Annotated in this window: 27 protein-coding genes; 13 read left to right on the forward strand and 14 right to left on the reverse strand. The window is 70.3% G+C overall.

What is annotated here, in order from left to right:
• The first annotated feature begins 340 nt into the window (after window positions 1–340).
• The 9 genes from mbhE (at window position 341) to FN821_RS10455 (ending at window position 7,616) form a co-directional block, all read left to right on the forward strand.
• Window positions 341–3,124 (forward strand): hydrogen gas-evolving membrane-bound hydrogenase subunit E, encoded by a 2,784-nt coding sequence (gene mbhE, locus FN821_RS10415; RefSeq protein WP_131172509.1) that lies wholly within the window; start codon window positions 341–343, stop codon window positions 3,122–3,124.
• On the forward strand, window positions 3,124–3,588 hold the full coding sequence (locus FN821_RS10420) for a sodium:proton antiporter (protein ID WP_131172508.1): 465 nt from the start codon (window positions 3,124–3,126) through the stop codon (window positions 3,586–3,588). Before mbhE ends, FN821_RS10420 begins: the two co-directional genes overlap by 1 nt.
• The gene (locus FN821_RS10425; RefSeq protein ID WP_241660205.1) at window positions 3,585–5,078 is read left to right on the forward strand and encodes a proton-conducting transporter transmembrane domain-containing protein; all 1,494 of its coding nucleotides are present in this window, start codon (window positions 3,585–3,587) and stop codon (window positions 5,076–5,078) included. The genes FN821_RS10420 and FN821_RS10425 overlap by 4 nt, the downstream gene beginning before the upstream one ends.
• Complete coding sequence (locus FN821_RS10430; protein ID WP_131172507.1) at window positions 5,075–5,422, forward strand: Na+/H+ antiporter subunit E; 348 nt, start codon at window positions 5,075–5,077, stop codon at window positions 5,420–5,422. Before FN821_RS10425 ends, FN821_RS10430 begins: the two co-directional genes overlap by 4 nt.
• A complete protein-coding gene (locus FN821_RS10435) occupies window positions 5,419–5,676 on the forward strand; it encodes a monovalent cation/H+ antiporter complex subunit F (protein ID WP_131172506.1) in 258 nt (85 codons plus the stop codon). Before FN821_RS10430 ends, FN821_RS10435 begins: the two co-directional genes overlap by 4 nt.
• Before the next feature lies 1 nt (window position 5,677).
• Window positions 5,678–6,004: a monovalent cation/H(+) antiporter subunit G gene (gene mnhG / locus FN821_RS10440; protein ID WP_131172505.1), complete on the forward strand. Its 327-nt coding sequence runs from the start codon at window positions 5,678–5,680 to the stop codon at window positions 6,002–6,004.
• 217 nt (window positions 6,005–6,221) lie between these two features.
• Window positions 6,222–6,458: an RNA-binding S4 domain-containing protein gene (locus FN821_RS10445; RefSeq protein WP_131172504.1), complete on the forward strand. Its 237-nt coding sequence runs from the start codon at window positions 6,222–6,224 to the stop codon at window positions 6,456–6,458.
• A gap of 163 nt (window positions 6,459–6,621) precedes the next feature.
• On the forward strand, window positions 6,622–7,050 hold the full coding sequence (locus tag FN821_RS10450) for a pyridoxamine 5'-phosphate oxidase family protein (RefSeq protein WP_131172503.1): 429 nt from the start codon (window positions 6,622–6,624) through the stop codon (window positions 7,048–7,050).
• A 47-nt stretch (window positions 7,051–7,097) separates the two neighbouring features.
• On the forward strand, window positions 7,098–7,616 hold the full coding sequence (locus FN821_RS10455; RefSeq protein ID WP_131172502.1) for a glycine cleavage system transcriptional repressor: 519 nt from the start codon (window positions 7,098–7,100) through the stop codon (window positions 7,614–7,616).
• A gap of 3 nt (window positions 7,617–7,619) precedes the next feature.
• Here FN821_RS10455 and FN821_RS10460 read toward each other — a convergent pair whose 3' ends face one another.
• Genes FN821_RS10460 through FN821_RS10470 form a run of 3 tightly spaced genes read right to left on the reverse strand, consistent with a single transcriptional unit; the run spans window position 7,620 to window position 10,460 of the window.
• Window positions 7,620–9,809: an acyltransferase family protein gene (locus FN821_RS10460; protein WP_131172501.1), complete on the reverse strand. Its 2,190-nt coding sequence runs from the start codon at window positions 9,807–9,809 to the stop codon at window positions 7,620–7,622.
• A gap of 36 nt (window positions 9,810–9,845) precedes the next feature.
• Window positions 9,846–10,172 carry a TfoX/Sxy family protein gene (locus tag FN821_RS10465; RefSeq protein ID WP_131172500.1) on the reverse strand — a complete coding sequence of 109 codons (327 nt, stop codon included), beginning with the start codon at window positions 10,170–10,172 and terminating at the stop codon, window positions 9,846–9,848.
• 36 nt (window positions 10,173–10,208) lie between these two features.
• The gene (locus FN821_RS10470) at window positions 10,209–10,460 is read right to left on the reverse strand and encodes a TfoX/Sxy family DNA transformation protein (RefSeq protein WP_131172499.1); all 252 of its coding nucleotides are present in this window, start codon (window positions 10,458–10,460) and stop codon (window positions 10,209–10,211) included.
• Window positions 10,461–10,603: 143 nt separating this feature from the next.
• Between FN821_RS10470 and FN821_RS10475 the strand changes: the two genes are divergently transcribed.
• Window positions 10,604–11,461: a PH domain-containing protein gene (locus FN821_RS10475; protein ID WP_206662088.1), complete on the forward strand. Its 858-nt coding sequence runs from the start codon at window positions 10,604–10,606 to the stop codon at window positions 11,459–11,461.
• Window positions 11,462–11,745: 284 nt separating this feature from the next.
• Here FN821_RS10475 and FN821_RS10480 read toward each other — a convergent pair whose 3' ends face one another.
• The 7 genes from FN821_RS10480 to FN821_RS10510 form a co-directional block, all read right to left on the reverse strand.
• Window positions 11,746–11,946, reverse strand: a complete 201-nt coding sequence (locus tag FN821_RS10480) for a YgaP family membrane protein (protein WP_131172497.1) — start codon at window positions 11,944–11,946, stop codon at window positions 11,746–11,748.
• Window positions 11,947–12,038: 92 nt separating this feature from the next.
• Window positions 12,039–12,782, reverse strand: a complete 744-nt coding sequence (locus tag FN821_RS10485; RefSeq protein ID WP_131172496.1) for an esterase family protein — start codon at window positions 12,780–12,782, stop codon at window positions 12,039–12,041.
• Between the two features lie 8 nt (window positions 12,783–12,790).
• Entirely contained in the window at window positions 12,791–13,990 is a 1,200-nt protein-coding gene (locus tag FN821_RS10490; RefSeq protein ID WP_131172495.1) for an ATP-grasp domain-containing protein, read from the reverse strand.
• Between the two features lie 61 nt (window positions 13,991–14,051).
• Window positions 14,052–14,993 (reverse strand): polysaccharide deacetylase family protein, encoded by a 942-nt coding sequence (locus tag FN821_RS10495; protein ID WP_131172494.1) that lies wholly within the window; start codon window positions 14,991–14,993, stop codon window positions 14,052–14,054.
• A gap of 86 nt (window positions 14,994–15,079) precedes the next feature.
• Window positions 15,080–16,321, reverse strand: a complete 1,242-nt coding sequence (locus tag FN821_RS10500; protein ID WP_131172493.1) for a pyridoxal-phosphate dependent enzyme — start codon at window positions 16,319–16,321, stop codon at window positions 15,080–15,082.
• Window positions 16,322–16,429: 108 nt separating this feature from the next.
• Window positions 16,430–17,305 (reverse strand): ribonuclease HI family protein, encoded by an 876-nt coding sequence (locus FN821_RS10505; protein WP_131172492.1) that lies wholly within the window; start codon window positions 17,303–17,305, stop codon window positions 16,430–16,432.
• Between the two features lie 27 nt (window positions 17,306–17,332).
• Window positions 17,333–18,283: a COX15/CtaA family protein gene (locus FN821_RS10510; protein WP_131172491.1), complete on the reverse strand. Its 951-nt coding sequence runs from the start codon at window positions 18,281–18,283 to the stop codon at window positions 17,333–17,335.
• A gap of 148 nt (window positions 18,284–18,431) precedes the next feature.
• Here FN821_RS10510 and FN821_RS10515 point away from each other — a divergent pair, with 148 nt between their 5' ends.
• Window positions 18,432–19,361: an EamA family transporter gene (locus tag FN821_RS10515; protein WP_165489330.1), complete on the forward strand. Its 930-nt coding sequence runs from the start codon at window positions 18,432–18,434 to the stop codon at window positions 19,359–19,361.
• 11 nt (window positions 19,362–19,372) lie between these two features.
• On the forward strand, window positions 19,373–19,852 hold the full coding sequence (locus FN821_RS10520) for an NUDIX hydrolase (protein WP_244944436.1): 480 nt from the start codon (window positions 19,373–19,375) through the stop codon (window positions 19,850–19,852).
• On the opposite strand, the gene FN821_RS10525 is transcribed toward FN821_RS10520, so the two are convergent.
• Genes FN821_RS10525 through FN821_RS10535 form a run of 3 tightly spaced genes read right to left on the reverse strand, consistent with a single transcriptional unit; the run spans window position 19,806 to window position 22,476 of the window.
• The gene (locus FN821_RS10525) at window positions 19,806–20,645 is read right to left on the reverse strand and encodes a metal ABC transporter ATP-binding protein (protein ID WP_131172488.1); all 840 of its coding nucleotides are present in this window, start codon (window positions 20,643–20,645) and stop codon (window positions 19,806–19,808) included. The genes FN821_RS10520 and FN821_RS10525 overlap by 47 nt on opposite strands.
• Complete coding sequence (locus FN821_RS10530; protein WP_206662087.1) at window positions 20,642–21,520, reverse strand: metal ABC transporter permease; 879 nt, start codon at window positions 21,518–21,520, stop codon at window positions 20,642–20,644. Before FN821_RS10530 ends, FN821_RS10525 begins: the two co-directional genes overlap by 4 nt.
• Window positions 21,517–22,476, reverse strand: a complete 960-nt coding sequence (locus FN821_RS10535; RefSeq protein WP_206662086.1) for a metal ABC transporter substrate-binding protein — start codon at window positions 22,474–22,476, stop codon at window positions 21,517–21,519. The genes FN821_RS10530 and FN821_RS10535 overlap by 4 nt, the downstream gene beginning before the upstream one ends.
• Before the next feature lie 85 nt (window positions 22,477–22,561).
• On the opposite strand from FN821_RS10535, the gene FN821_RS10540 reads away from it, so the two are divergent.
• Window positions 22,562–23,185 (forward strand): IMPACT family protein, encoded by a 624-nt coding sequence (locus tag FN821_RS10540; protein ID WP_241660204.1) that lies wholly within the window; start codon window positions 22,562–22,564, stop codon window positions 23,183–23,185.
• 23 nt (window positions 23,186–23,208) lie between these two features.
• Here the strand turns inward: FN821_RS10540 and FN821_RS10545 are convergent, their stop codons facing one another.
• Window positions 23,209–23,748 (reverse strand): hypothetical protein, encoded by a 540-nt coding sequence (locus FN821_RS10545; RefSeq protein ID WP_131172485.1) that lies wholly within the window; start codon window positions 23,746–23,748, stop codon window positions 23,209–23,211.
• Window positions 23,749–23,885: the final 137 nt, after the last annotated feature.

Consider the following 23,885-nt stretch of genomic DNA (forward strand, 5'->3'; position numbering starts at 1 on the left):
ATCAGGCCCGTTGCCCCTGCTCATGTCCTGCTGTGGCCGTGGATGACGTGTGGACTGACGTGATCCAAGTCGTCCCACTCACTCGAACCATCCAAGAGAGCGGAACCGAGATCGTTGTCGAACCCGACCACGCGAACGGCTCGGCGCCACATCGGCAGCGCAGTGTCAGCACGTGAGGTCGGTAGCGACGACCCGCATCCTCACCAGTTCAGGGCATGTCGGTCCGGTCGCCCTCGGTGAGATTCGAGAGACGCTGGCGATCCTGCACGACTCGTAGCCACACCCGCGGTGGCCACGCCGCCATGCAGGCTGTCTGAGCTGTGCGGCAGACTAGGCCGCGATGTCGACCTCGATCCTGCCGCTGTTGCTGGCCGCCGCGCTGGCGTTGGTCGTCGTGGCCTGGCTCGGCGGACGCTTCGCAGGACGCGCCATCGGCTGGGCGATCGCCACTGGGCTCGGCTCCCTGTTCGCCGCCACGGTGGCGCTGTGGGCGACCAAGACAGCCGAAACCCCGGACGCCTCGCAGAGCTGGCTGCCCACGCTCGGACTGGCGCTGAGGCTCCGCCTCGACGGGCTCTCGCTGCTGTTCGCCCTTGTCGTGCTGGGCATCGGCGCCCTGGTGATGGCCTACTGCGTCAACTACCTGCCGCCCGGCCGCCACGGACCCTTCTACGCCCTGCTCACGTTCTTCGCGTTCGCCATGCTGGGCCTCGTCCTGGCCGATGACCTGATCCTGCTCTGGGTGTTCTGGGAGTTCACCACCGTCACCTCGTTCCTGCTGATCCAGCAGGTCGGCCCGAAGGGACGCCGCCCCGCGATCCGAACGTTCGTCGTCACCGGCGCCGGCGGACTCTCGCTCCTGGCCGCCGTGACCCTGACCGCCACGGCAACCGGCACCACCCGCCTGACGGACGCGCTGGCGTCCCCACTCTGGACGCAACGTCCAGCCACAACAGCCCTCATTGGCACCCTCGTGGCCCTCGCGGCGTTCACGAAGTCGGCTCAGTTCCCGTTCCACGCCTGGCTGCCGGACGCGATGGTCGCCTCGACTCCGGTCAGCGCGTACCTGCACGCCGCGGCCATGGTGAAGGCCGGAATCTACCTGCTGCTGCGCTTCTCGACCGCCTTCGCCGGGACGCCGACCTGGACGATCCTCCTCGTCACCGTTGGCTTGCTCACCGCCGTCTACGGCGCGACCCTCGCGCTGCGCCGCCACGACCTCAAGGAGCTGCTGGCCTACTCCACGGTCAGTCAACTCGGCTTCCTGGTCGCGACCATCGGCGTCGGCACGGGCTACGCCCTGGTCGGCGCCGTGGTCCACGTCGTCGCCCACGCCCTGTTCAAGTCGGCGCTGTTCATGAGCGTCGGGCTGATCGACCATTCCGCCGGGACGCGCGACCTGCGCCGCCTCTCCGGACTACGCCGCTCCATGCCCGCGACGGCCGTGCTGCTGAGTGTCGCCGCGGCGTCCATGGCCGGGCTGCCGCCGCTGTTCGGCTTCGTGTCCAAGGAGGCGATGTTCAAGGGCTTCGCGGCCGCGCCCTGGGCGTCCGGCCTTGTCGGCGCCGCGATCGTGGCGGCCGTCGCCGGGGCGTCCCTCACCTTCGCCTACTCGGCGCGGATGCTCCTGCCCCTGTTCGGTCCGCCCATGGACGCCCCGCCGCACGAGGCCCCGGCCGCGATGATCGCGCCCGTCGCCGTCGCCGCCGGCGGGGGAGTGGTCTTCGGCGTCGCCGACCCGCTGCTGACGACGTTCATCACGGACGCCGCCCGCGCGATTGCGCCGACGGCGTCCGAGGCGGACCTGAGTCTCTGGCACGGACTCACCCCCGCCCTCGGGATGACCCTGGCGGTCTACGTCGTGGGGGCGTTGCTCGTGATCGGACGCCGCCGCGTCGAGTCCGTCCAGGGCGCCTTCCCGACTCCGCGGCGGGCGGTCGACGTGCTCGAGGCGCTGATCTCCTCCTCGGTCCGGGCCGGACGCCGCCTCGGCGACCTCACCCGAAGCGACGCCCTGTTCCGGCATCTGCTGCCCCCGCTGGTGGCGTTCTCGATCATCGGGCTGGCCGGGGCGACGGCATCCGGCTGGCGGCTGCCGGCGGACTCGACGACGCGTCCGCTCGACTGGGCAATGCTGGCGCTCATCGCGATCGGCGTCGTCCTCACGTTGCGGGCGCGCAGCCGGGTGGCTTTGGTGACGATCGTCGGCGTGGCGGGCTTCGCCATGGCGGTGCTGTTCGTCAGCCTCGGCGCCACGGACGTCGCGCTCACCCAGCTGTTGGTCGAGATCCTGACGGTGGTCGTCATGGTGCTCTTGCTCGTCAGGCTGCCGACGAGCTTCCACGTGGTCCGCCGTCGCCGCCTGCGGGTCGCGCTCAGCGCTGGGGTGCTGGCCGGAGTCGCGATGCTCGGCGTGGCCCTGGTCGTCGTCGGTGCCGACTTTCTGTCGGACGCCGGCCGCACCTATCTCGCGCGGACCAAGGAGCTGACCGGGGCGTCCAACGTCGTCAACTCGATCTTGGTCGACTTCCGCGCCTTCGACACCTTTGGCGAACTCGTGGTGCTCGGCATGGCCGGCGTGGCGACGGCGGTGGCCCTGCAGTCCCGCGGACTCCTGCCGCTGCGTCCCTCGCCGCTCGTGGTTCCCGACGACAGCCCGGCCGCGGATCCCGTCGCCAACGGCCTGGTCCTGCGGGTGATCGAGCGGCTCGTCGGGCCGCTGCTGGTGGTGCTGTCGCTGTGGTTCTTCGTGCGCGGCCACTACTACCCGGGCGGGGGCTTCATCGCCGCCCTCGTGGCATCCGCGGGCCTGTGCCTGATCTTCCTGGCCGCCCCGGACGACCGCGTCGCCCGACTGCGCGGGTCCGCGATGCGGCTCATCGGGGCAGGCATCGCCCTCGCCACCGTCGTGGGTCTGGTCGGGCTGGCGGTGGGCTCGTTCCTCCGTCCGATCGGGACCAAGGTCGCCGACTTCTCCATCTCGACCGCGCTGCTGTTCGACGTGGGTGTCTACCTGGCCGTCATCGGACTCGTCCTCGCCGCCTTGCGGCTGCTCGGAACCGACTCGGACGCCCGACCGCCGCGTCGGCGTCCGACGGGCATCACAGTCAAGGGCGGTGAGTGATGGCCATCGCTCTGACGATCGCGCTGCTCTTCGGCGCTGGGGTGTTCATGATCCTGCGCCGCGGGCTGCTGCGCGTCATCGTCGGGTTCGTGCTGCTCAGTCACGCGGTCAACCTGCTGCTCGTGGCATCCGGGGGGCTGTCGCGCCGCGATGCGCCGATCGGGACGGCCCTCGATCCCAGCACCACCGCGGACCCGCTGCCGCAGGCCTTCGTCCTGACCGCCATCGTGATCGCGTTCGCCGTGACCGTGTTCCTGCTCGTGCTGTCCGTCGTCGGGGACGGCGACGACGACACCGAGCTCTCGCTCGAAGGCCGGGCCATGGAACTGCCCGATCTGGACGAGGACGACGAGATCGTTGCCTTCCACCGCGCCTACCAGCCCACCAACTGGCACGCCTACCTCGACCGGGCCGACGACACCCCCGACACTCCCGACGCGTCCGAACGCAGGGGCGTCCGATGATGCCGACCGACCTCGTGGGCGCCGCGCTGCCGCTGTTCGTCGCCGTGCCCATCCTGCTCGCCGGGCTGCTCGTCGGCGTCCGGCTGCCGTCTGCGGGACGCCAAGCGGTGCTGGTCGTGGGGTTGGCCGCGCACGTGTCGGCGTCCGCGTTGCTGCTGAGCACCGTGGCGTCCGGGCCGCCGATCGTGCACCGCGTCGGACTGTGGCCCGCCGAGTTGGCCATCCCGTTTGTGGCGGACGCCTTCGGCGCGCTGATGCTGGTCCTGACGGGCGCGATGACGCTGACGTGCGCGGTGTTCGCCGTGGCGTCCCGGACGGCCGACCAGCCCTTCTTCGCGCCGCTGGTCCTGGTGATCACCGCCGGCGTCTCGGGGGCGGTGCTAACCGGCGACCTGTTCAACCTCTTCGTCTTCGTGGAACTGATGCTGCTGCCCAGCTACGCCCTGGTGATCCTGGCGCACCGGGGACTGGGCCTACGCATGCAGCTCACGGCGACCCGGATCTACGTGGCCGTCAACCTCCTCACGTCGACTCTGCTGCTGGTCGGCGTCGGGGTCATCTACGCCACCCTGGGCACGGTCAACATCGCCGCCCTCGCCGGACGCGGCACCGAGTCGGTGGGCGGCACCCTCGGCAGCGTCATCGTGATCGCCGCCCTCGCCATCAAGGCCGGGACGGTGCCCGCGCATGGCTGGGTCGTCCGGACGTACCCGCACATGTCGCCGGCCATCACCGCGCTGTTCTCGGGGTTGCACACCAAGGTCGCGGTCTACGGCCTGTTCCGCTTCTACAGCGTGGTCTTCGACGGCGGGCGGGAGTGGTCCGGGGCGGCGCTGGCGATCGTCGCCGTCTCGATGGTGGTCGCCGTCGTGGGCTCGCTCGGCGAGCAGCACGGACTCGCCGTCATGTCGTTCCACCTCGTCGCGCAACTGGGGTTCATCCTGCTGGGCCTCGCGCTGTACACGCCCGCCGCCCTGACGGCCGGGGTCTTCTACCTCGTCTACTCAACCATCACCAAGACGTCGCTGTTCTTGTCCCTGGGGGCCGTCGAGCTGACCTATGGACGCCGCAGGCTCGGCCAGGTCTCGGGGCTGCTCCGCCGCGACCCCGTGACGGCCGCGGTCTTCGGAGCTGCGGCCCTGTCGATGGTGGGCATCCCACCCTTCGCCGGCTTCGTCGCCAAGGTCGCTCTGGTCACGGCCGCGTGGGACGCCGGCGCCTGGGTCGCCGTCGTGGTCGCGCTGCTGGTCAGCGTCCTCACGCTGGTGTCCCTGCTACAGGTCTGGGGGGCGCTGTTCCTCGGCGAGCCGACCGCGGACGAGTACGCCGAGGGCACCTTGATTCCCGGACGCCTCATCGCGCCGGCCGCCGTCCTGGCGATCGCCGCCTTGGCGCTCGGAATCGGCGGGGAGCCGCTCCTGCAGTTGGCCTCGCACATTGCGGCCGGACTGATCGACCCGGCGGCCTACGTGAAGGGGGTCCTGGGATGAGCGGCTGGTTGACGTGGCCGCTGCGGGTCGCTGCGCTCGCCGCCTGGTTCTTCTGGCAGTTGGTGAAGTCCAACGCCCAGGTGATCCGCGACATCCTGACTCGTCCCGACCGCTCGACGCCGATGATCGTGAAGGTCGACCTGCCGCATGCGACCGACGTCGAGGGGGCGCTGGTGGCGTTGATGGTGAGCCTCACGCCCGGCACGTTGGTGCTCGCCAACGAGCAAGGCCCGATCGTCTTGTACGTCCATTCGCTGTACTCCACCCACGACGAGGTCATCTTGGGCGTCACGGACTTGGCCCGTCGGGTGGCGTCCGCGCTCAGAGTCGGGGGTGCATCGTGATCGGCATCGTGATCGGCATCGCGCTGATCGGGGTCGTTGCGGTCCTGGCCGTCGTCCGGGTCGCGATCGGACCCGACGACGCGAACCGCGCGGCGGCGTCCGACCTGCTCTTCTTCGCCGTCGTGGGACTGATCGTCCTGGTCGGGACGCTCGTGGGTAACGATCACGTCTTCGACCTCGTGCTGGTCGGGACGGTCGTGGGCTTCCTGGCGTCGGTATCGCTCGCGCGGGCCCTGACCCGAGGACGGAGGTGACATGGACGCCGTGTGGAACGTGGCCGGACAAGCGCTGATCGTGCTGGGAGCGCTGCTCTTCTCGACCGCGGGCATCGGGCTGTTCCGCCTCAAGGACGTCTACGCGCGCTCATCCGCGATCGCGACCGCCGCCGGGCTGGGCATCAGCCTGGTGCTGATCGGGGCCTTCGTACTCGACCCGTCCTGGCCGAACGCTGTGAAGCTCGTCATCGCGATCGTCCTGCAACTGCTCACCTCGTCGGCGGGCAGCATGGCGATCGCCAGGGCCGCCTACCTGACCGGCTCGCCGCTGCACCCCGAGACCGATCCGGACGAGCTGCATCAGTGAACCAGGGGATGACGCGTCCGTAGCTCGGGAAGAAGCTGCAGTCGCGGGCTGCGGTCCACAGCTCATCGACGCCGTGGTCGAGGCAGATGGCAGCGAACAGACCCATACACCCATGCCTACGCGTGATGCGGCGAGCGAGGTTGAGGATGAACGTTGCGACGAGCACGCGGATAGGGTCACCACTGACAGGGCCGAACGGGCCGGGAAGGTGGCGACGATGAGCGAGATCCAGGACGTGCCGGTGCGGCTGCCGGTCAAGCTGGGGCAGTTCCTCAAGCTGTCCGGGCTGGTGGACTCGGGCTCTGAGGCGTCCGACCTGATCGCCAGCGGCGACGTCGACGTGGACGGCGAGCTTGAGACCCGCCGCGGACGCCAGCTGCACGGCGGCGAGATCGTCACCGTCACCACGGACGCGTGGGAGGCCCGCGGCCGCGTGGTGGACGCATCGGCCTGAGACCTTGCCGCACCGGCCGAAGGTCACCGATGCGTACGCGCTGCACCGGGTGCGTCCGACGTGGGTCCGCTACAACGAATACCGTCCGGACGCGTCCGCGCTGGCCGTCGAGGGCCTGCCCTAATAGCCCTCCGGGCCGGTGCGAATGGCCTAGCCTTCTGGCGTGAGCAACGTGTCCCTGACCCGAGAAGAGTTCGTCGACTTCGTCCGCACCGCGCAGCTGGGGGTGGTGTCCACGGTCGACCGGGACAACCGTCCCGAGGCGGCGATCATGGAGATCGCGGCGCTCGGGGACGGCGAACTGCTGTTCGTCGCGAAGACCGAAGCGCGAAAGGTCGCCAACCTGTTCCACAACCCGCGGGCCGCGATCGTCGTCGGCTGGTCGCCGGTGTCCCTTCAGATCGAGGGCGAGGCCGAGCTGCTGATGGGCATCGAGCGGGAGGCGCTGGGCGCCCTGTACGCCGAGCAGTTCCCGGAGCGGCCCGCGCTCACCGAGGCGTTCGCGCTGTACCGGGTGCGTCCGGACTGGCTCCGCTACTGCGAGGCGCGTCCCGGCCTGCCGCCGATCATCTCGGAAGGGCTGTGGCTGTAGCCGTCCACCTCGGACGCCGCCGCTCGCGTCCGCACTAGGCTGCGGCCATGGCGAAGTTTGTGGTGACCGCGGTCGGGGACGACCGCTCAGGACTGGTGGCGGCGCTCGCGGCCGCGGTGGCCGATGCGGGCGGCAACTGGCTGGAGTCCCGCATGGGACGTCTCGCCGGCAAGTTCGCCGGCATCGTCTTGGTGGACGCCCCGGACGCCTCCTCCCTGCAGGCCGCGCTCGGCAAGCTGGGCGCCGACGGCGTCCTCGAGGTCGCGTTGACCAGCGCGGACGCCCCCGAGCCCACGGCTGCCGGCGGAGAGCCCTTGCGGGTCTTCGTCCTCGGCAACGACCGCCCGGGCATCGTCAAGGAGGTCTCCGGTGCGCTGGCGTCCCTCGGCGTCACCATCGAACAGCTCGACACCCTCACCCGGAATGCGCCGATGGGCGACGGGCTGCTCTTCGAGGCGGACGCCGACGTGCGGCTCCCGTCCGGGGTCACGCCCGATGCGGTGCGCGTCGCGATCGAGGCGCTCGCCCACGATATCGTCGTCGATCTGGACGCCGACGAGGAGTAGCGATCAGGGCAGGATGCCCATCGCCAGCACCTGGTAACGGAAGTCGGCCGCCACGATCCGGTCGTAGGCGTACGAGACGTGGATGTAGTCCCACTTCATCATCGTGTGCTGCCCGGCGGTCGTCGACACCATGGGACAGCGGCCGTCCAGGCAGTACCAGTGCTCAGTTTCCACGAAGCGGACGCCGTCCAGCGAGCGCTCGACCTGGGCGATCTCGTTGAACCACGCCGGGATGCTCGAGATGCAGGCTTGGGGAGAGCCGTCCGGTCGGTGACAGTCCTTGAACGCCAGGCCCGGAATCGACGGAGCCACGAAGACGACCGTCGCGCCCGACGGCTTGATGGCCTCGATCAGGGAGCGGTCCGCGGCGGCCCACTCGGCGAGCCGGGCGGCGCCGGACGCCTTGGACGCCAGCCTGGTGGCGAAGGTGTACGTCTCGGTGACGAACACCACCTTCGGCTTGACGCGGTTGATGTAGGCGATGGACTGGTTGCGCTGGGTGATGCAAATGTCGGGCGGCGCACCGTAGTTGATGTTGGCGCCGTTGATGTTGCAGCCCGACTTGGTCAGCCCGCGCACCTTGTAGTCGCTGCCGAAGGCGCCTTCGACCGCGGCGAGCAGGTTGCCACCCACGGAATCGCCCCAGACGACGAGCTCGGGGCCGTTGGCGTTGCCGTAGGTGCACGACGTGGGGTCGGCCACCTTCGTCGACTGACAGGCGCTCGCTCCGGGCCACGGGTTGGCGGCCTCGGGGGTCGTCCCGGGCGTGAGGTCGGCCGGCCAGGCCGTGAGTGCGAGCCCACCGCGCAACCCCTCCTGCAAGGCGAGGCCCGTCTCGCCCAGGGGAACGGGCTGACCCGGCGGGATCGTGGGCGCCGGCGTCGGGGTGGGCGGCGGCGTCGGGGTGGGGGGCAGCTCGGTCGGGCTCGGGCTGTCGCTGGCCGAAGGCGATGGCGTGGGGGAGGCGGTCAGTAGCGGCCGCGGCGTCGGGGAGGGCGTGAGCGACGGCGTGGCGGTCAGCGGCTTGGTGTCCTGCCACCACCCGGGGGCGACGCCGGCGGCCAGGGCGAGCGACATCGTGACCACGCCCACAGCTACCGCCGAGCCGCGCATCTTGGCGGGGCGGAGGCGTCCCTCCATGAAGGGCCGCTCCACCCACTGATGGGCGGCGGCCGCCAACACCAAGGTGAGGACGACCGACACGCCGACATGCGCGGGCGAACCTCGGGTGAGCCACGCGGCTCCGATGACGATCACCGGGAAGTGCCACAGGTACAGGCCGTAGGACAGCTCGCCCAGGTAGTCGCTGACCCGGTTGCGCAGCAGGAGGTTGCGTGGCTCACGACCGATGCCGGCGACGATCGCCAGCCCGGTGGCCGTCGAGGCGGCGAGGGCGCCCATGAACGGCGCGTCGGCGTCCACCACGATGACGCTGGCGGCGATGCCGGCCAGACCCAGCCAGGACAAGGCGGTTCGCAGTCGCTCGCTGCCGCGTGGCGCCGGGAGGACGGCCAGCAGGCAGCCTAGGGCGAGCTCCCAGCCCCGGGTGAGCGACGAGAAGTAGGCGACGTTCGGGTCCGTCGAGGCCAGCCAGGCCGCGTACACACCACTGGCCGCGCCGATCGCCACGGCGAGCGGCGGCACGAGCCGACGCAGTGAGGTGGGCGAGCGACGGGCGGCGACGATCGCCGCGACGAGCAGGAGGCCGGGCCAGACCAGGTAGAACTGCTCCTCGACGCCCAACGACCAGTAGTGCTGCAGCGGCGACGGCTCGGCGCCCATGTTGAAGTAGTCGGACGCCGTGAACGCGAAGCGCCAGTTGCCCACGAACAGGGCCGCGGCGACGGCGTCCAGGCCGATGTCGTTCGCCTTCTCCGACGACCACGTCCAGTACGAGGCGAGGACCGTCGCCACTAGGACCAAGAAGGCCAGCGGGAGGATGCGGCGGGCGCGGCGCAGGTAGAAGTCGCGCAGGTCGACGCGGCCTGACGGGCTGCGGCGCAGGAGCACCCCCGTGATCACGAAGCCCGAGATGACGAAGAACACGTCCACGCCGAGGTAGCCGCCGGTCGGCCAGCCGAGCAGGTGGAAGGCGATGACCACGACGACGGCAACGGCACGCAGGCCCTGAACGTCACGTCGGCGACCCGCGGGCACGACGGAACCGTCCGAACTGGGACGGGTCGTGCTCACGGTTCCTTTCCTCTCGATCGGGCCTGCGGCGTCGGGCTACTTGGGCGGAAGGGTCCGAGCGAAGTCGACGCCCGCCCTGACCCAGGCGCTGAGATCGTCGTCGGACGCCGTGAGCTCGGCCGGCACGCGCAGCCAGCCTCGCATCGGACGCGACCCCATCTCCATCGGCTGGGCGCCGAGGGCCGCGAGCCGGTCTTGGTCGTCGGGAGCACAGCGAACCATGAGGTCGCCCATGCTTAGGGCGGCGACCGCCATGTTGCCCCCGATCAGGAACATCAAGCCGCCGAAGCCCTTCTTCTCGACCGCCTGCTCGCCCGTCAGCAGCGCCCGGATGCGGGCGGCCAAAGCCTCGTCGTACGCCATGCCGTGCAGTCTCGCACGACCCTCCGACAGGTTTGCTCAGCCCTGCTCGGCGCGCCAAACAGCGAGCAGCTCGGCTCGCGCCTCGGCGGCCAACTCTGACTTTCGGACGCCGCGGGCGGCCCCGGCGAGCGCGGTCAGAGAGGGCAGGCAGTCGAACGTCGGATGCACCCGCCGCCAGGCCTCGATCGGACCTGCCTCGGCGAGCTGGTCGGCGTCCGCGATGCCCGCCTCGCGCAGCGCGGCCGCCAGCTTCGGGCCGATGCTCGGCAGGTCTTCGAGGCGGCTCATGCGCCAGTCAGTAGTCCGGGACGCCGCTGGTCGGCCTCCGACCACGACACGACCGCGTCGCTCAGGCGTTCGGGCCCGCGCTGATCTGGCGCGGGCAGCGCTGCTGGGATCGGGCCGCCGCGGGAGTCAATAGGCTGGACGCCGTGCGCATCCTGGACTCCGAGCAGTGGCGTCCGCTCGCTGAGGACCACGCCACCAGGGCGCGCCGCCTGACCGCCGCCCATCTCGAGCGCCGTCGGCGTGGGGTCAAGCACCCGCTGGAGGACTTCCTCTTCGACTACTACGGCTTCCGTCCGGCGCAACTGGCCCGCTGGCAGCCCGGACCAGGCATCGGGCTGCGCGAGGCGTCCGACCTTGCCGGACGCCGCTTCTACGCCACCGTCGACGGTGTCACCTCCCTCGATCTGGACGCCTTCCGCGCGGCCCGCGGCCGCGCGCTGGACTGGGCGCTGCGCATCCTGACCGCGACGGACGCCGCCGAGCCGCAGTTCGCCTGTTTCGGCCTCCACGAGTGGGCGATGGTCTATCGGCAGTCACCCGACCAGGCGCGCCATCAGGTCATTGGCCTGCGCGCCACGCCCGAGGAGATCGCGCGCGTCGTCGAGGGCCACGAGATCCGGTGCAGCCACTGGGACGCGTTTCGGTTCTTCACCCCGGACGCCCGCCCGCGCAACGTCCTCCAACCGGATGCTGAGGCGCAGGCGTCCTTCGAGCAGCCGGGCTGCCTGCACGGCGGCGCCATGGACCTCTACCGCTGGGCCTTCAAGCTCGACCCCGGGGTGCCAGGCGACCTGCTGCTCGACGCCTTCGAGCTGGCCCGGCGCGCGCGGGTGCTGGACATGCGGAGCTCCCCCTACGACGTGCGTCCGTTCCGGCTGACCAACATCGCGATCGAGACGGCGGACGGCAAGGCCGAGCACGTCGCCGAGCAGCGCTCCATCGCGGACGCCGCGGCGCTCCTCAGGCGTCGGTTGATCGCTGTCTTGGACGCGTTGACCTGAGGCAGCACTGGGTTTCGCTGGCAGAGCTCGCCGAAGCCGCATGCGTACGAGGCATGTCGCGGTCGCCCGCGTGATGGGCGTCGACAAGCTCAGTCAACGGGCTCAAGGCTCCGGTGCTCCGTGAGCAACGGCCGAGCTCGGCGGCTCGCGCCGAGGTTCCGCGCTCCTGCCGACCATGCTTCCTCGGCGTTGAGGCGTACCGTCTGCGGAGTCCTACCGTCGGCTTTAAGGCGTCCGGTCGGCTTTGAGGTGTGCCGTTGCCGGCTGCGGCCCAGGGGTTCGAGCTACTTGTTGGTCTTGATGCCCAGCACCTTGTAGATGGGGCAGAAGCCGATGGCGGCGGTGAGGATCAGGACGGCCCCGATGACCAGGGCGACGACCCACAGCACCATGTTGCCCGCCGATCCGAACAGCGCGAACAGCACCAGCGCAACGCCCACGACACCGCGGATGATGCGGTCCAGGTTGCTCTCGTTCTTGACCATGACTGACCTCTTTCGTTCGGGCAGGAATACCCCTGGGGGCATCCTAGGGCCACGCTCGGCGGGCCCGGTACCCGACGAAGGTCGTAGTCGCCTCACCAGGGCAGGACGCGCCCCATGAAGTACGGGGCCATCTGGTGCCAGGTGGGCCAGTCGTGCGGCATGTCGGTGCCCCAGAAGTCGAACCACGCGGGGACGCCCTTGGCGCGGAGCACGTCGTCCATGCGGTGGTTAGACGGCAGCAGTTCCTCTTCCCAGGCGCCCTGGCCGATGCCCGAGATGATCAGGCACGAGCGGTAGGCGTCCAACCAGGGGTGGTCGTCCGGCATGCCCGCGACGAAGTCGGCGGGGGAGTTGTTGTAGACGAACTCGTCTGAGTAGTCGCCGAAGAAGTGGCCGGCGTCGTAGACGCCGGACAGGGCGATCATGGTGCCGAACAGGTCCGGACGCCGGAACAGCGAGATCGCCGCGTGGAGCCCGCCGAGGGAATTGCCCGTGGTCAGCAGTCGATCGCCCCAGCCCGTCTCGTCGTGGATGCGCGGCACGAGGTCGTCGGCGATGTAGTGGTGGTAGCGGTCCTGCAGGGCTGCCCGGGCGCGCTTGTCCCAGCCGTCGCTGTTGAACGTCTCGTTGTCGATCGAGTCGACGCAGAACAGGCGGAGGCGTCCGGCGTCCAGCCAGGGCCGCAGGACGTCGATCATGCCGAAATCGGCGTAGTCCCAGGGGCGTCCGCCCATGCACGGGAAGACGACCGCCGGCAGGCCGGCGTGCCCGTGGGTGATGAACTCCATCGAGCGGCCCAGGGCGGGGCTCCACTCCGAGCGGTGGTGGGTTTCCACGGGTCTCCTCAGACTCGGTCGGTGACGTCGGCGGCGAACTGGTCGGCGCGCGCGGCGTCCGCGGTGCGGATGATGGCGTAGTCGTTGCCCATCTGCGGCACGAACAGGGCGGGGTTGCGTCCGGCTTGGGCGATCTCGGCCGAGTAGCGGGCCAGGACGTCGGCCCACGGGACGCGGTAGGTGAACTCGTCACGGCGTCCGGCATAGACGGCGATCTGCGGGTCGAGGCGGGCCTTGGCGGCCGCGCCGGTGTCGCGTCCGGTGACCACATCGGCGTAAATCTGGTAGACGTCCGCGTCCCGGGCGTAGTTGTACATGTCGACGGTGTTGCCCCCGGCCGGACGCATGTTCACCTCGAGGCCGACGTAATCGCCGCGGCGTCCGAGCCCGGGCCGATCGGACGTCAGCCGGAAGAACTCCTCGTGCACGAAGCGGTTGCGCATCCCGAAGGCGTGGGCGGTGCGCAGTCCGACCTCGGCCAGGCCGGGGGGCAGCTCGTCGGCGATGCGGTAGCAAAGGTCCAGACGGTCGGTGACGATGTCCATGATCGACGGCGGCCACAGGGTCGCGGCCTCGAAGACCGGACCCCCCTCGCCGTCCAGGATCGCGTCGTAGCTGACCAGCTCGCCGACCACGAACTCCTCGACCACGTAGGGCACGTCGAGGCCCGTGGCGAAGGCGCCCGCGACGTCGGCGTCCGACGTGAGCAGGAAGGCGCCGTGGGCGCCGATCCCGTACTCGGGCTTGGCGACCAGCGGATAGCCGACCTGCGCGGCGAACGCGAGGACGCCGTCGGCGTCCGTGACCCGCGCCTGGCGCGCGGTGGGGACGCCGGCCGCGGCGTACACGGGCTTCATGGCGGACTTGCTCTTGATCGACTCGATGATCGCCGTGCCGTGCCCGGTGCGCACGTTGAAGTCGTCCCGCAGGCGGGCGTCCAAGCCCAGCCAGTACTCGTTGTTCGACTCGATCCAGTCGATCTTGCCGTGGCGGAACGACAGGAACGCCACCGCGCGAAAGGCCTGGCCGTAGTCCTCGAGGGAGTCGACCCGGTAGTACTCGGCGAGGGCGGAGCGCAGGCGCTCGGGCAACTGCTCGTAGGGCTGGTCGCCGACGCCCAGCACGCGCACGCCCGAGGCGGCGAGGTGCTCGCAGAAGTTCACGTTGGTGGCTGGAAACGCCGGCGAGATGTAAACGAAGTTCGTCATGGCCCTCCTGTCGCCCCAGATTGTGCCGGACGCCGACCCGCGGCGCCCTCGTGCCCGCCGATCAGGCGATCGAGACGTCCTCGATGCGGGCAAACCGGACGCCCTTGGCGCGCATCGCCGGAAGCGCGACCTTCAGGCCCTCGAACGTGGAGCCCTCGGGACGGTTGAAGTGGCCGATGAGGATCGATCCGGGCTTCGCCTTCTGCGCGTTCGCCGCCACGACCTTGGCGGACGCCGTTGCGCCGAAGTCGGCGTTAATGTCGAAGCCGATGGGCAGCAGGCCGAGCGTCCGGACGATCTCGACGGCGACCTCGTCGTACCAGGCCGTGCCGGTGCGGAAGAAGCGGGGCGCGTGGCCGAGCAGCTCGGTCATGAACTGCTGGTTGCCCATGACCTCGTCGTAGACCTCGCCGACGCTGGCGGTCCCATGCTCGGTGTAGGCCATCTTCCCCGACACCGACAGGGGCGCGTGGCGGGTGCCGTGGTTGCCGAGGGTGAAGAGGTCCTGGTTGGCCGCGAGCCTGTCGAAGACGGGCCGGTTGTTGCGGATCCACTTCTGGTTGAGGAACAGGGTCGCCGGGTACCTCTCGTTGATGAGCAGGTCGATCAGTTCGGTGTCGACGCCGTTGCCGCCGCGTCCGGGATTCGGGCCGCCGCACGCGTCGAGGGTGAGGGCGACGGCTGGTCCGGCGCTGTGGGTCACCACGCCGGTGACGGTGGTACCCCACTGCATCGGCGTCCGGGAGGAGTAGGTGGCGATGACGGCGTCGCGGGCCGGGTCGGGGGTCGTCGCGCTGCCGGACGGCGAGGGGCTGTTTGCCGGGGGACTGGTCGGGGACGCGCCGCTAGGCGCGGCCGACGTCGGGCTCGACGCGGACGGGCCGGTCGGGCTCGCAGCGCTGCCTTGGGGCTGGCTGGGTTTCTGCGCGCAGCCGACGACGAGGGCCGAGCAGGCGCACGCGAGGAGTCCGCGGCGGGTCAGCGGGGTGGGGTAGGCGTGCATGGCGTCGATGGCATCAGGCTAGCGATCCCGGCGCGGTCGTGACTCAGAGGGCGCTGAGCGTTTCGTCGCTCCGTGCATGGTCGCGGTCAGCCGCGGAAGACCCCCGAGAAGACGATGGCGACCCGCTCGCCCGGCTTCACCGAGGGGCCGGACGCCGTGGGCAGCAGCCCCGCTAGGCCCGCCGAGCCCGTGGGGCTCACGTTCACGCCGGTCTGCTTGGCCAGCGCCCAAGCGCGCTCGACGGCGTCCTCGGAGACCACAATCGTCGTGCCGGCGGAGGCCCGCATCACGTCGAAGTCGGCCTGCCAGTCGTAGGTCTCGTCGTCCAGGATGCCGTCCGCGAGCGAGCTCGGGCTCTGCCATGGGGTCATGAAGTCGGACCAACGGCGTCCCAGATCGGACGCGGGCACGCCCTCGGCCAGCCGCCAGGCTCGGTTCAGCGGGGCGCCGCCCTCGGTCTGGACCGTGTCCAGCTGGTAGATCGGGCCGAGACCCCAGCCCATGCACGCGGCGAAGGCGCCGCCCCCGACCTGGATCAGGACGCGGGCAGGGGCGGGCAGCGCTTCGCGCAGCTCCCAGCCGATGGTGCGTCCGCCGTCGAGGCAGAGCCCGTTCTCGGGTCCCTGGACGCTGAAGGGGATGGCTCCCGCGGCCACGGCCTCGCGGAAGCGCAGCACGGCCGGGTCGCCGGCCTCGTCCTCGACGCGTCCGCAGCGGTTGATCTCGGCGCCGAGTGCCGTCAGCGTCTCGATCACGGGGCCGCCGTCGATCATGGGCACGTAGACCTGGATCGGCCACCCGGCCGTCTGCGCCAGCGTGGACGCCGCGATCGCGGCGTTGCCGCAGGACGCGATGGCCAACGGACGCCGCTCGTCGCGCGCCGTCAGGCCCAGTTCCTCGGCCGCGCGGAGGTGCAGCAGGATCGTCACGAGGTGGCGGGCCTTGTGGCTCCCGCCGAGCTGGTCGACCTCGGTCTTCACCCAGACCTCGGCGTCGAGTTGTTCGGAGAGCAGCTCGTTCTGGGCGGTGGGGGTGATGACAAAGCCGTCCGCGACCTCGCGGGTCAAGGCGATGCAGTCGGCGTCCGACATGCCGTTGGCTTGGGCAAACGCCCACCAGGCCAGGGACGGGCCGAACCGCACGAAGGGGTTCGGGTCGTCGATGAGTTCGGGAGCGGGGCCTCCGGTGACCGGATGGAGCACGTGGTGGCTGTCGCCGGCGGGGGCGTCCGGGCACTTGAAGGGGTACAGCGTCTCGATCGGCACCTCGGCGCCGCAGGTGGCGCAGCGATAGCCGGTGACGCGGCCACGGGTCATGCCGTCGGACATGGCTTCTCCTTCATGCGAGGTAAAGCTAACTACACCCAAAGTTAGACCACAAAGGGGTCAGTTCGCGGGGCTTTCCCGAGTCACAGACGCTGGCCCCCGTGCTCGGAGCTAGATGATCGGCGTCGCCTGCTCGAACCGCAGCCGCCAGTCGTCGCCGTTCTTCATCCAGACGGACGCCTTCAGCGTCACCTGCGTCGGCGTCCGTTCGCGCCACCGGACCAGGACGACCCAGGGAGCCAGCTCCTCGACGGCGATGACCTCGAGCTCGGGAACGTGGGGCAGCGGATGGCTCGAGCCGGCGATGGTGCGGCCCTTGCCGGCGACGCGCCCCTTGGCGTCGTGGAGGGCGAATTTGGGGTGCAGGAGGGCGTCCATGCGGACCTGCGAGCCCCGGACGTCGGCGTCCCACAACGACCGCTGCAGCGCGACGGCGGGATGCTCCTCGGGGTCGGGCTCGGTGAACAGATCCTCGGCGGGCTTGGGTGGGGCGTACGTCTTCGACGGCGGCTTCTGGGGGGCGCGTCCGGGACGGTAGCCCGGACCGCGGTCGACGGGCGTCCCGTCCTTGTACGCCGTCGCGGCCGCCCGGGCGCGCACGTCCGCCGCCTCGTTGAGCGCGTGGCCGGCGTGGCCCTTGACCCACTCGAACGTCACCTTGCGGCCGTGCAGCGCGCGGTCGAGATCCTTCAGCAGTTCGACGTTCAGCACCGGCGAACCGTCCGCCTTGCGCCAGCCCTTGCGCTTCCAACCGGGCAGCCACTTGGTCAGCGAGTTGATCACGTACTGGCTGTCGCACAGGACGGTGAGCTCCTGTGGGTCATCGGCCGTCTGCTCGAGCAGGTCGAGGACGGCCATCAGCTCGCCCATGTTGTTCGTGCCGCGCGCCCAGCCGCCGGCCGCCCAGCGGTCGTCGTCGACGTACCACGCCCAGCCGGCCGGACCCGGGTTCGACAGCGACGACCCGTCGGCGGCAGCGATGATCACGGGGCTATTCTGCCGCCCCGCGGCCGCTTAGGGCGACGCGGGGGATGCAGGTTCGGTGATCCTCGTCTCGTGCGGATGCCCGGTCAGGACGCCGACGGCGTCCTGACCGGCCGCCCGCGCGGCCAGCACAATGGTCGTCCAGAGCAGTCCGACGCTCGCGAGCGAGAACGTGACGCCGAGGACGCCCCCGTCGACCCCGGCAGCCCGGTAGGCCACGGCCAGCGCCACCACGATCGCCAGCAAGATGCCGACCACCAGCCCGAGGGGACGCAACTCGGCCACCCCAGCGGCAGCCCGGACGGCCACGATGATGACCACCGCTGCGACGACGGCGAGGATCGTCCGGAAGACCTGCATCCCGACGAAGTCGTCGGACGCGAGCCACAAGATCGGCCACGACAGGCAGCGGGTGAACGAGCGGTTCCCGGCGGCCAGGTGGGCGCTCACGTGCAGCACGACCAGCAACGAGGCAGCGAGCAGCGCGGGGGAGCTGACCCGTCCGAGGCGCAGGCGTCCGCCTCGGCCCAGCAGCACCGCCGCGGCGGTCGAGAGGGCCATGGCCAGCAGCGCGCACAGCAGGTCGATGGCCGCGCCGACGGCGTCCACCCCGAGCCCCAGCACGGACGCGCGTCCGAACAGCGCCGACCCGCCCGCGGCCAGACACGCGACGCTGCTCAGGATGCGCAGGCAGTTGTTCTGCCGCGGCAGCAGGAAGACCGCGATGGCGGCCGCGATCAGCAGGCCGCCGGTCGTCATCGCCGTCACCCGATGGATCATCTCCAGCGCGGGATTCGCCGCCAGCACCGCCGGGATGTCGGACGCCCCCGGCGCGAACCGGTCCGGGTAACAGCCCGGCCAGGCGTGACAGTCGAAGCCGGACTTCGTGGCGCAGACGACGCCGCCCATTCCTACGGTGATGAGGGTGAACAGCGCCGCCAGGCGCGTGAGGAGCAGCGTGACCGGGGGTACCGGGGGCATGACGACTCGTCCTTACATCGGAAACTCAGCCAGGTCAGCCTACCCGTGCGCCCTGTTCCAGGGGCCGCCCCGCCGGATCGCGACGCTCGTCGGAGGCGTAGACTGCCGCGTCCGCCACCACCAGGGAGCCGCATGTCCGGGATCAGCCGTGCCGCGTAGGGACGTCGCGCTCGCCGCCCTCGTCATCGCGATCTGGGGGGTCAACTTCGTCGCGGCGAACATCGCGATGGAGTCGCTGCCGCCGCTGCTGATGGCCGCCCTCCGGTTCACGCTCGTCGCCCTGCCCGCGGTGTTCTTCGTCCGTCCGCCCGGCAACGGCGTCCGGGCCGTCGTGCTGTCGGGACTCTTCATGGGCACTCTGCAGTTCGGCCTGCTCTACTCCGCCATGATGCTCGGGATGCCCGCGGGGCTGGCGTCCTTGGTGCTGCAGGTCCAGCCGATCCTGACGGTCATGATCGCCGCCGCCCTGCTGGGCGAGCGTCCGAACCGCACGCAGGTGATCGGCATCGTCATCGGGCTGGTCGGCATGACGATCGTCGGCTGGCAGTTCCTCGCGCACGCGCCGCTGCTGCCGTTCGCCATGACGATCGCTGCCGCGGCTGGCTGGGCCGCGGGCAACGTGGTCACGCGGCACAGCCCGCCCCGGACCGGCTTCTCGCTCGTGGTCTGGTCGGCTTTGGTGCCGCCGGTTCCGCTGCTGATCTTGTCGTTTTTCCTCGAGGGCTGGTCGCGCGATGCGGACGCCCTCGCGCACGTCACCCTGCGCTCGGTCGGCGGCCTCGCCTTCGTCGCGTACGGGGCGTCCATGATCGGCTACGGTCTCTGGAACCTGCTGCTGTCGCGGCATGCGGCCGCGACCGTGGCGCCCTGGTCGATGTTCGTCCCGGTCATCGGGGCGATCGCGGCCTTCGCCTACAACGGCGAGCGGCCAACCCCGCTGGGCATCCTGGGCGGAGCGGTCACGGTCGTCGGGGTCCTCATCGCCTTGGGTGTCGGACGCCGCTGGCTCGCCCGCGGCGGCCGCGCCGCCGTCGACCGTCCGGACGCCGTCCCCGCGGCCGAGCCGCCCGGCCTGTGATGTCGGACGCCGTGGCCAGCCCCCTGCCCTCCGGGCCCGGTTTCACGGTCGCGGCCGTGGTGCTGACGGACGGCGCCGGCCGGGTGCTCACCGTGCGGAAGCGTGGCACCGAGCACTTCATGCACCCGGGCGGCAAGATCGAGCCGGGGGAGTCCTCGGACGCCACGGCCGCGCGCGAGGTCCGTGAAGAGCTCGGTCTCATCCTGGACGCCGCCGGCCTCGAACTTCTCGGCTCGTACCTGACGCCGGCGGCCAACGAGCCGGGGCACTGGCTGAAGTCGGACGTCTACTACTGGCCCGAGCCCGTGGCGGGCGAGCGCATCGCGGCCGAGATCGCCGAGTCCCGCTGGGTCGACCTGGATGCACCGTCCGGCACGCTCGCCCCCTTGTTCTGGGCGGCCCTGGACGCGACCCGAGGCAGACTCGCGGCGACGGCGTCCGATCTCAGTGGTGGTGGCGATGGTTGTGGCGGCTCGGGTTCGGCGGGTTGAGGGCGTCGACCGCGGGTCCGTCGCCGTGCTCGGGGTCGTCGATGAAGACCAGGTCCGAGTCGTGCAGCGAGCCGAGTCCGTAGGCGAGTTCGAGGTTGCGTCGACTCAGGACCTGCTCGGGAGGCCCGGACGCGAGAACGTGCCCGTTCATCAAGATGACGTGGTCGGCCGCGCGGGCCTCGTCGAGGTCGTGGGTGGTCAACACGACGCTGTGCCCGCGCTCGCGCTCGGAGTGGATGATGTCGTCGATCGTCTTGGCCGAGACGAGGTCGAGGCCGGTCAGGGGCTCGTCCAGCAGGACGGCGACGTGATCCTGAGCCAGCCCCTGCGCCACGTAGACGCGCTGGCGCTGCCCCCCGGAGAGCTCGCCCAAGTGGCGGCGGGCGAGGTCGGCGACGTCGAGGAGGTCCATGGCCCAGGCGATGCGGCGGCGATCGGACTTGGTCAGCGGCCGGAACCAGCCGCGCGTGGGGTAGCGGCCCATCGCGACGACTTCCTTGACCGTGATCGGCGTCCCCTCGGGCAGCGCCATGGACTGCATCACGTAGGCCACCTGGCGGTAGGCCTCGCTGGCCGGCTTGCCCAGCACCTTGAGGCTGCCGGATCGCGGCTGCAGGACCCCGGCGAGCGAGTTCAGCAGCGTCGACTTCCCGGACCCGTTGGGCCCGATGATCGCCGTCACCCCGTGCGCCGGAATCGTGAAGTCCGACGGCGTCATCGCCACGTGGTTGCCGTAGGCCAGCACCAGGCCGGACGCCTCGGCCAGCGGGGTGTCGATCGCGGACGCCGTCATGCGGTCACCTCCTGCGCGCGGGTCTCGGCGCGGGCGGCTCTACGGCGGGCGAGGATCCGGCGCAGCCAGGTGGCGTGCATGACGACGAAGAAGGTGCCGACCGCGACGAGCGCGATGGTGGCGGCGCCCGCGGTGCCGAGGCGGTAGCTGAGGGTGAGGCCCACGACGACCGCAGCGAGGGCCAGCAGGATGGACGTGGCGATCATCCGGGGGACCGTCCGGCTGAGCAGGGCCGCGGTGGCCGGCGGGCCGACCAGGAGCCCGAACACGAGCAGGGTGCCGACGGCCTGGAAGCTGCCGATCACGGCGAGGGCGATCATCGCGAGCAGCAGCGCGTGCGTGAGGCGCGGCTTGAGGCCCAGCGTGGACGCTTTGGTCGCCGAGAACGAGAGCCCCAGCAGCGGGCGGTAGAGCACCAGGGAGCCCACGACGACGATGGCGGCCATGACGGCCTCGCCCTGGATGGCCGCCCAGGTCACGCCGAAGGTGTCGCCGAACAGGATGCTGGTCAGGCTGCCCGTGAACGACGGCGACTTGCTGATGATCGCCACGCCGAGGGCCATCATCCCGACGAACAGCAGGCCGATGGCGGTGTCCTCTTTGAGCGCGGTCTGCCGGTGGATGAACTCGATGCCGCCCACCATGACGACGGCCGCGATGGCCGCGCCCAGGTAGGGGGAGAAGTCGAACAGCATCGCGGCGGCGATGCCGGGCAGGACGGCGTGCACGAAGGCGTCCCCGAAGAAGCTCATGCCGCGCAGGACCAGCCAGACGCCGACGGTCGAGCTCATCACCGCGGCGATGACGCCGCCGATCAGGGCGCGCTGCTGAAACCCCAGCGCGAAGGGCTCGGCGAGCCAGTCGATCGGCGTCACGTGAGTGCGCCGGCGATGGCGTCTGCGTTGGCGAGCATCATCGAACTGTACGTCTCGGCGCCCGAGCCGGGTGCACCGACGCTGTCGACGAACAGGGGGACGACCCTCACGTCCGTCCCGGCCTCCTGGGCGACGGCCTGGACCATCTTGGGGCTGACCGCGATGTTCGAGAACACGGCGGGGACCTTCTCGGCCTTGACCGTGGCGACCAGCTTGGCGATGTCGGCGGACGACGGCTCGGCGTCCGTGGCCCCCCCCGGGATCACGACGCCCGCGATCTCGAATCCGTAGGCCTTCGCGAAGTAGTTGAACGCCTCGTGGTCGGTGATCAGGATGCGCCGCGCCGGCGGGATGATCGCGAGCTTCTCTCGGACGGAGGCGTCCGTGGCCTTGAGCTGAGCCTCGACCTTGGCGCCGCACTCGGTGAACGTGGCGTCCCCGGTGGCCTCGGTCAGCTGCTTGCCGATGTTCGCGGCCGCCTGGGCCATGCGTCCGGCATCCAGGGCGACGTGGGGGTCGAACTCGCCGTGTGTGTGAGCTGCGTGCTCTGCGGCCGTCTCGCCGGCATGGGCAGCCTCAATGTCGGAGTACTTCAGCGGGAAGACGTCCGGGGCGACCTCGTAGACGCGTCCGCCGTCGGCTTTCACGTTCTTCAGGGCGGTGGCCAGGCCTCCTTCGAGCCCGAGCCCGTTGGCGACGACCAGTTTGGCCCTGGTGAGAGCTGCCATCTGATCGGACGCCAGCGCGAAGTCGTGCGGGTCGACGCCCGGCTTCATCAACGTGGTGGACTTAGCCCCGGCGCAGGACGTGATGTCAGAGACGATCGAGCCCAACGGGGTCGTGGTGGCGATGGCGACCGGTGCGGCGCTCGGGCTCGGCGCCTGGCCAGCGGAGCCGCAGCCCACGAGGGCAGTCGCGCAGAGGGCGGCGAGGCACAGCCTGGAAGTGGGGTTCAACCGGAACTCCTTATTGGGAATCATTCTCAATAAGAAGGTAGCACGGCGTCGACGCATGGCCAACGCGGCCTGTCAGGATGGGACGGTGACGTTGTGGCTGCCGCGGGGGTATCGCGCCGAGAGCGAACTCGAGGTCAAGCGCTCGCGGTTCCTAACGACCCTCGCCCGCGTTGACGCCGAGGAGGCTGCCCGCGAGGTGATCGCGGACGTCCGCCGAGTGCATCCGGCTGCCCGGCACCACTGCTCGGCGTTCATCGTCGAGGTGGAGGGGGCGCAGCACATCGAGCGTTCGTCCGATGACGGCGAGCCGTCCGGCACGGCCGGCGCGCCCATGCTGGGCGTGCTGCGCGGGTCCGGCGTCACCCAAGTCGTGGCGGTCGTGACGCGCTACTTCGGCGGCGTCCTGCTCGGTACCGGCGGACTGGTCCGCGCCTACTCGGACGCCGTCGCGCAGGCCCTAGACGCCGCGCCACGCGTCAAGCCGCTACTGCGTGTCAGGTACTCGATCGAGGTGGGCCACGGGGCGGCTGGTCGTTTTCAGTCGGTCCTGCGCGCCACCGGCTGCACGATCGAGTCGGTTGACTACTCCGAGTTCGCGTCGATCACCTTTGTGGCACCTGAGACGTGTGATGTGGCTACCGTCATCTCAGTTGCCGCGGGTGGCAGGCTGCGTCCGTCTCGGGTGGGACAGTTCCAGTCCGAGGGTTAACCCGACTAATCTGCGCCGAGCTGCTACGGAGTTGGCGTGGGATCTAGGGCGACCGGGGTGCAGTTCTTGCATGGGGGTGTAGTCGGCGCAGAGAACGGGAATGTCCCGGTTCCCGTCTGACCATTGGCGGCCGTCCAGGTGTACGGAATCGTGCCAGAGATGCGGCCCTCGGCGCTGTTGGGAGTGCCAGCTAGCCCGATCACGACGGTCTTGCAGTCGGTGCCAGACGTGGTGTTGAGGATGTCCAGTGGGTTGGGCGAGATGGCCCATCCGGTGGTGGTCACTCCGTTGAGCGTCACCGTTGCGTCACTGAAGTTGATCGTGACATCGCTCGGTACGGTGCTGCAGACCTGGGCCGTGACCGCGTAGCCGCTTTGCAGGCCGTAGTTTTTGACGCAGCTATCCCCGGGCACCTTGCATGCGATGTCACCTCCGGTGAGATACACCTCACCGGAGGCGCTGACGTGCGGGGCGGCAGCAGTGATGGTGACGACGGGCACGGCCCACGCCGCCCCTGCGGCGAGGGTTCTGCGAGAAATGCGATTTCGTGCATCGATCGTCATAGTGGTCCTTGGGGTATTCGGTAACGGCGTTCCGCTTGGACCCTAGTGGTGTGTGTCGTTAGTTCCTTTATGGTTGGGTTCTTGGGATGATGGGGTATGGCGAATCGTCCTGCCCCTGCCCTGGGGTTGCGTGAAGG

It is taken from the genome of Propioniciclava tarda (genome assembly GCF_900182665.1).
Taxonomy (GTDB): Bacteria; Actinomycetota; Actinomycetes; order Propionibacteriales; family Propionibacteriaceae; genus Propioniciclava; species Propioniciclava tarda.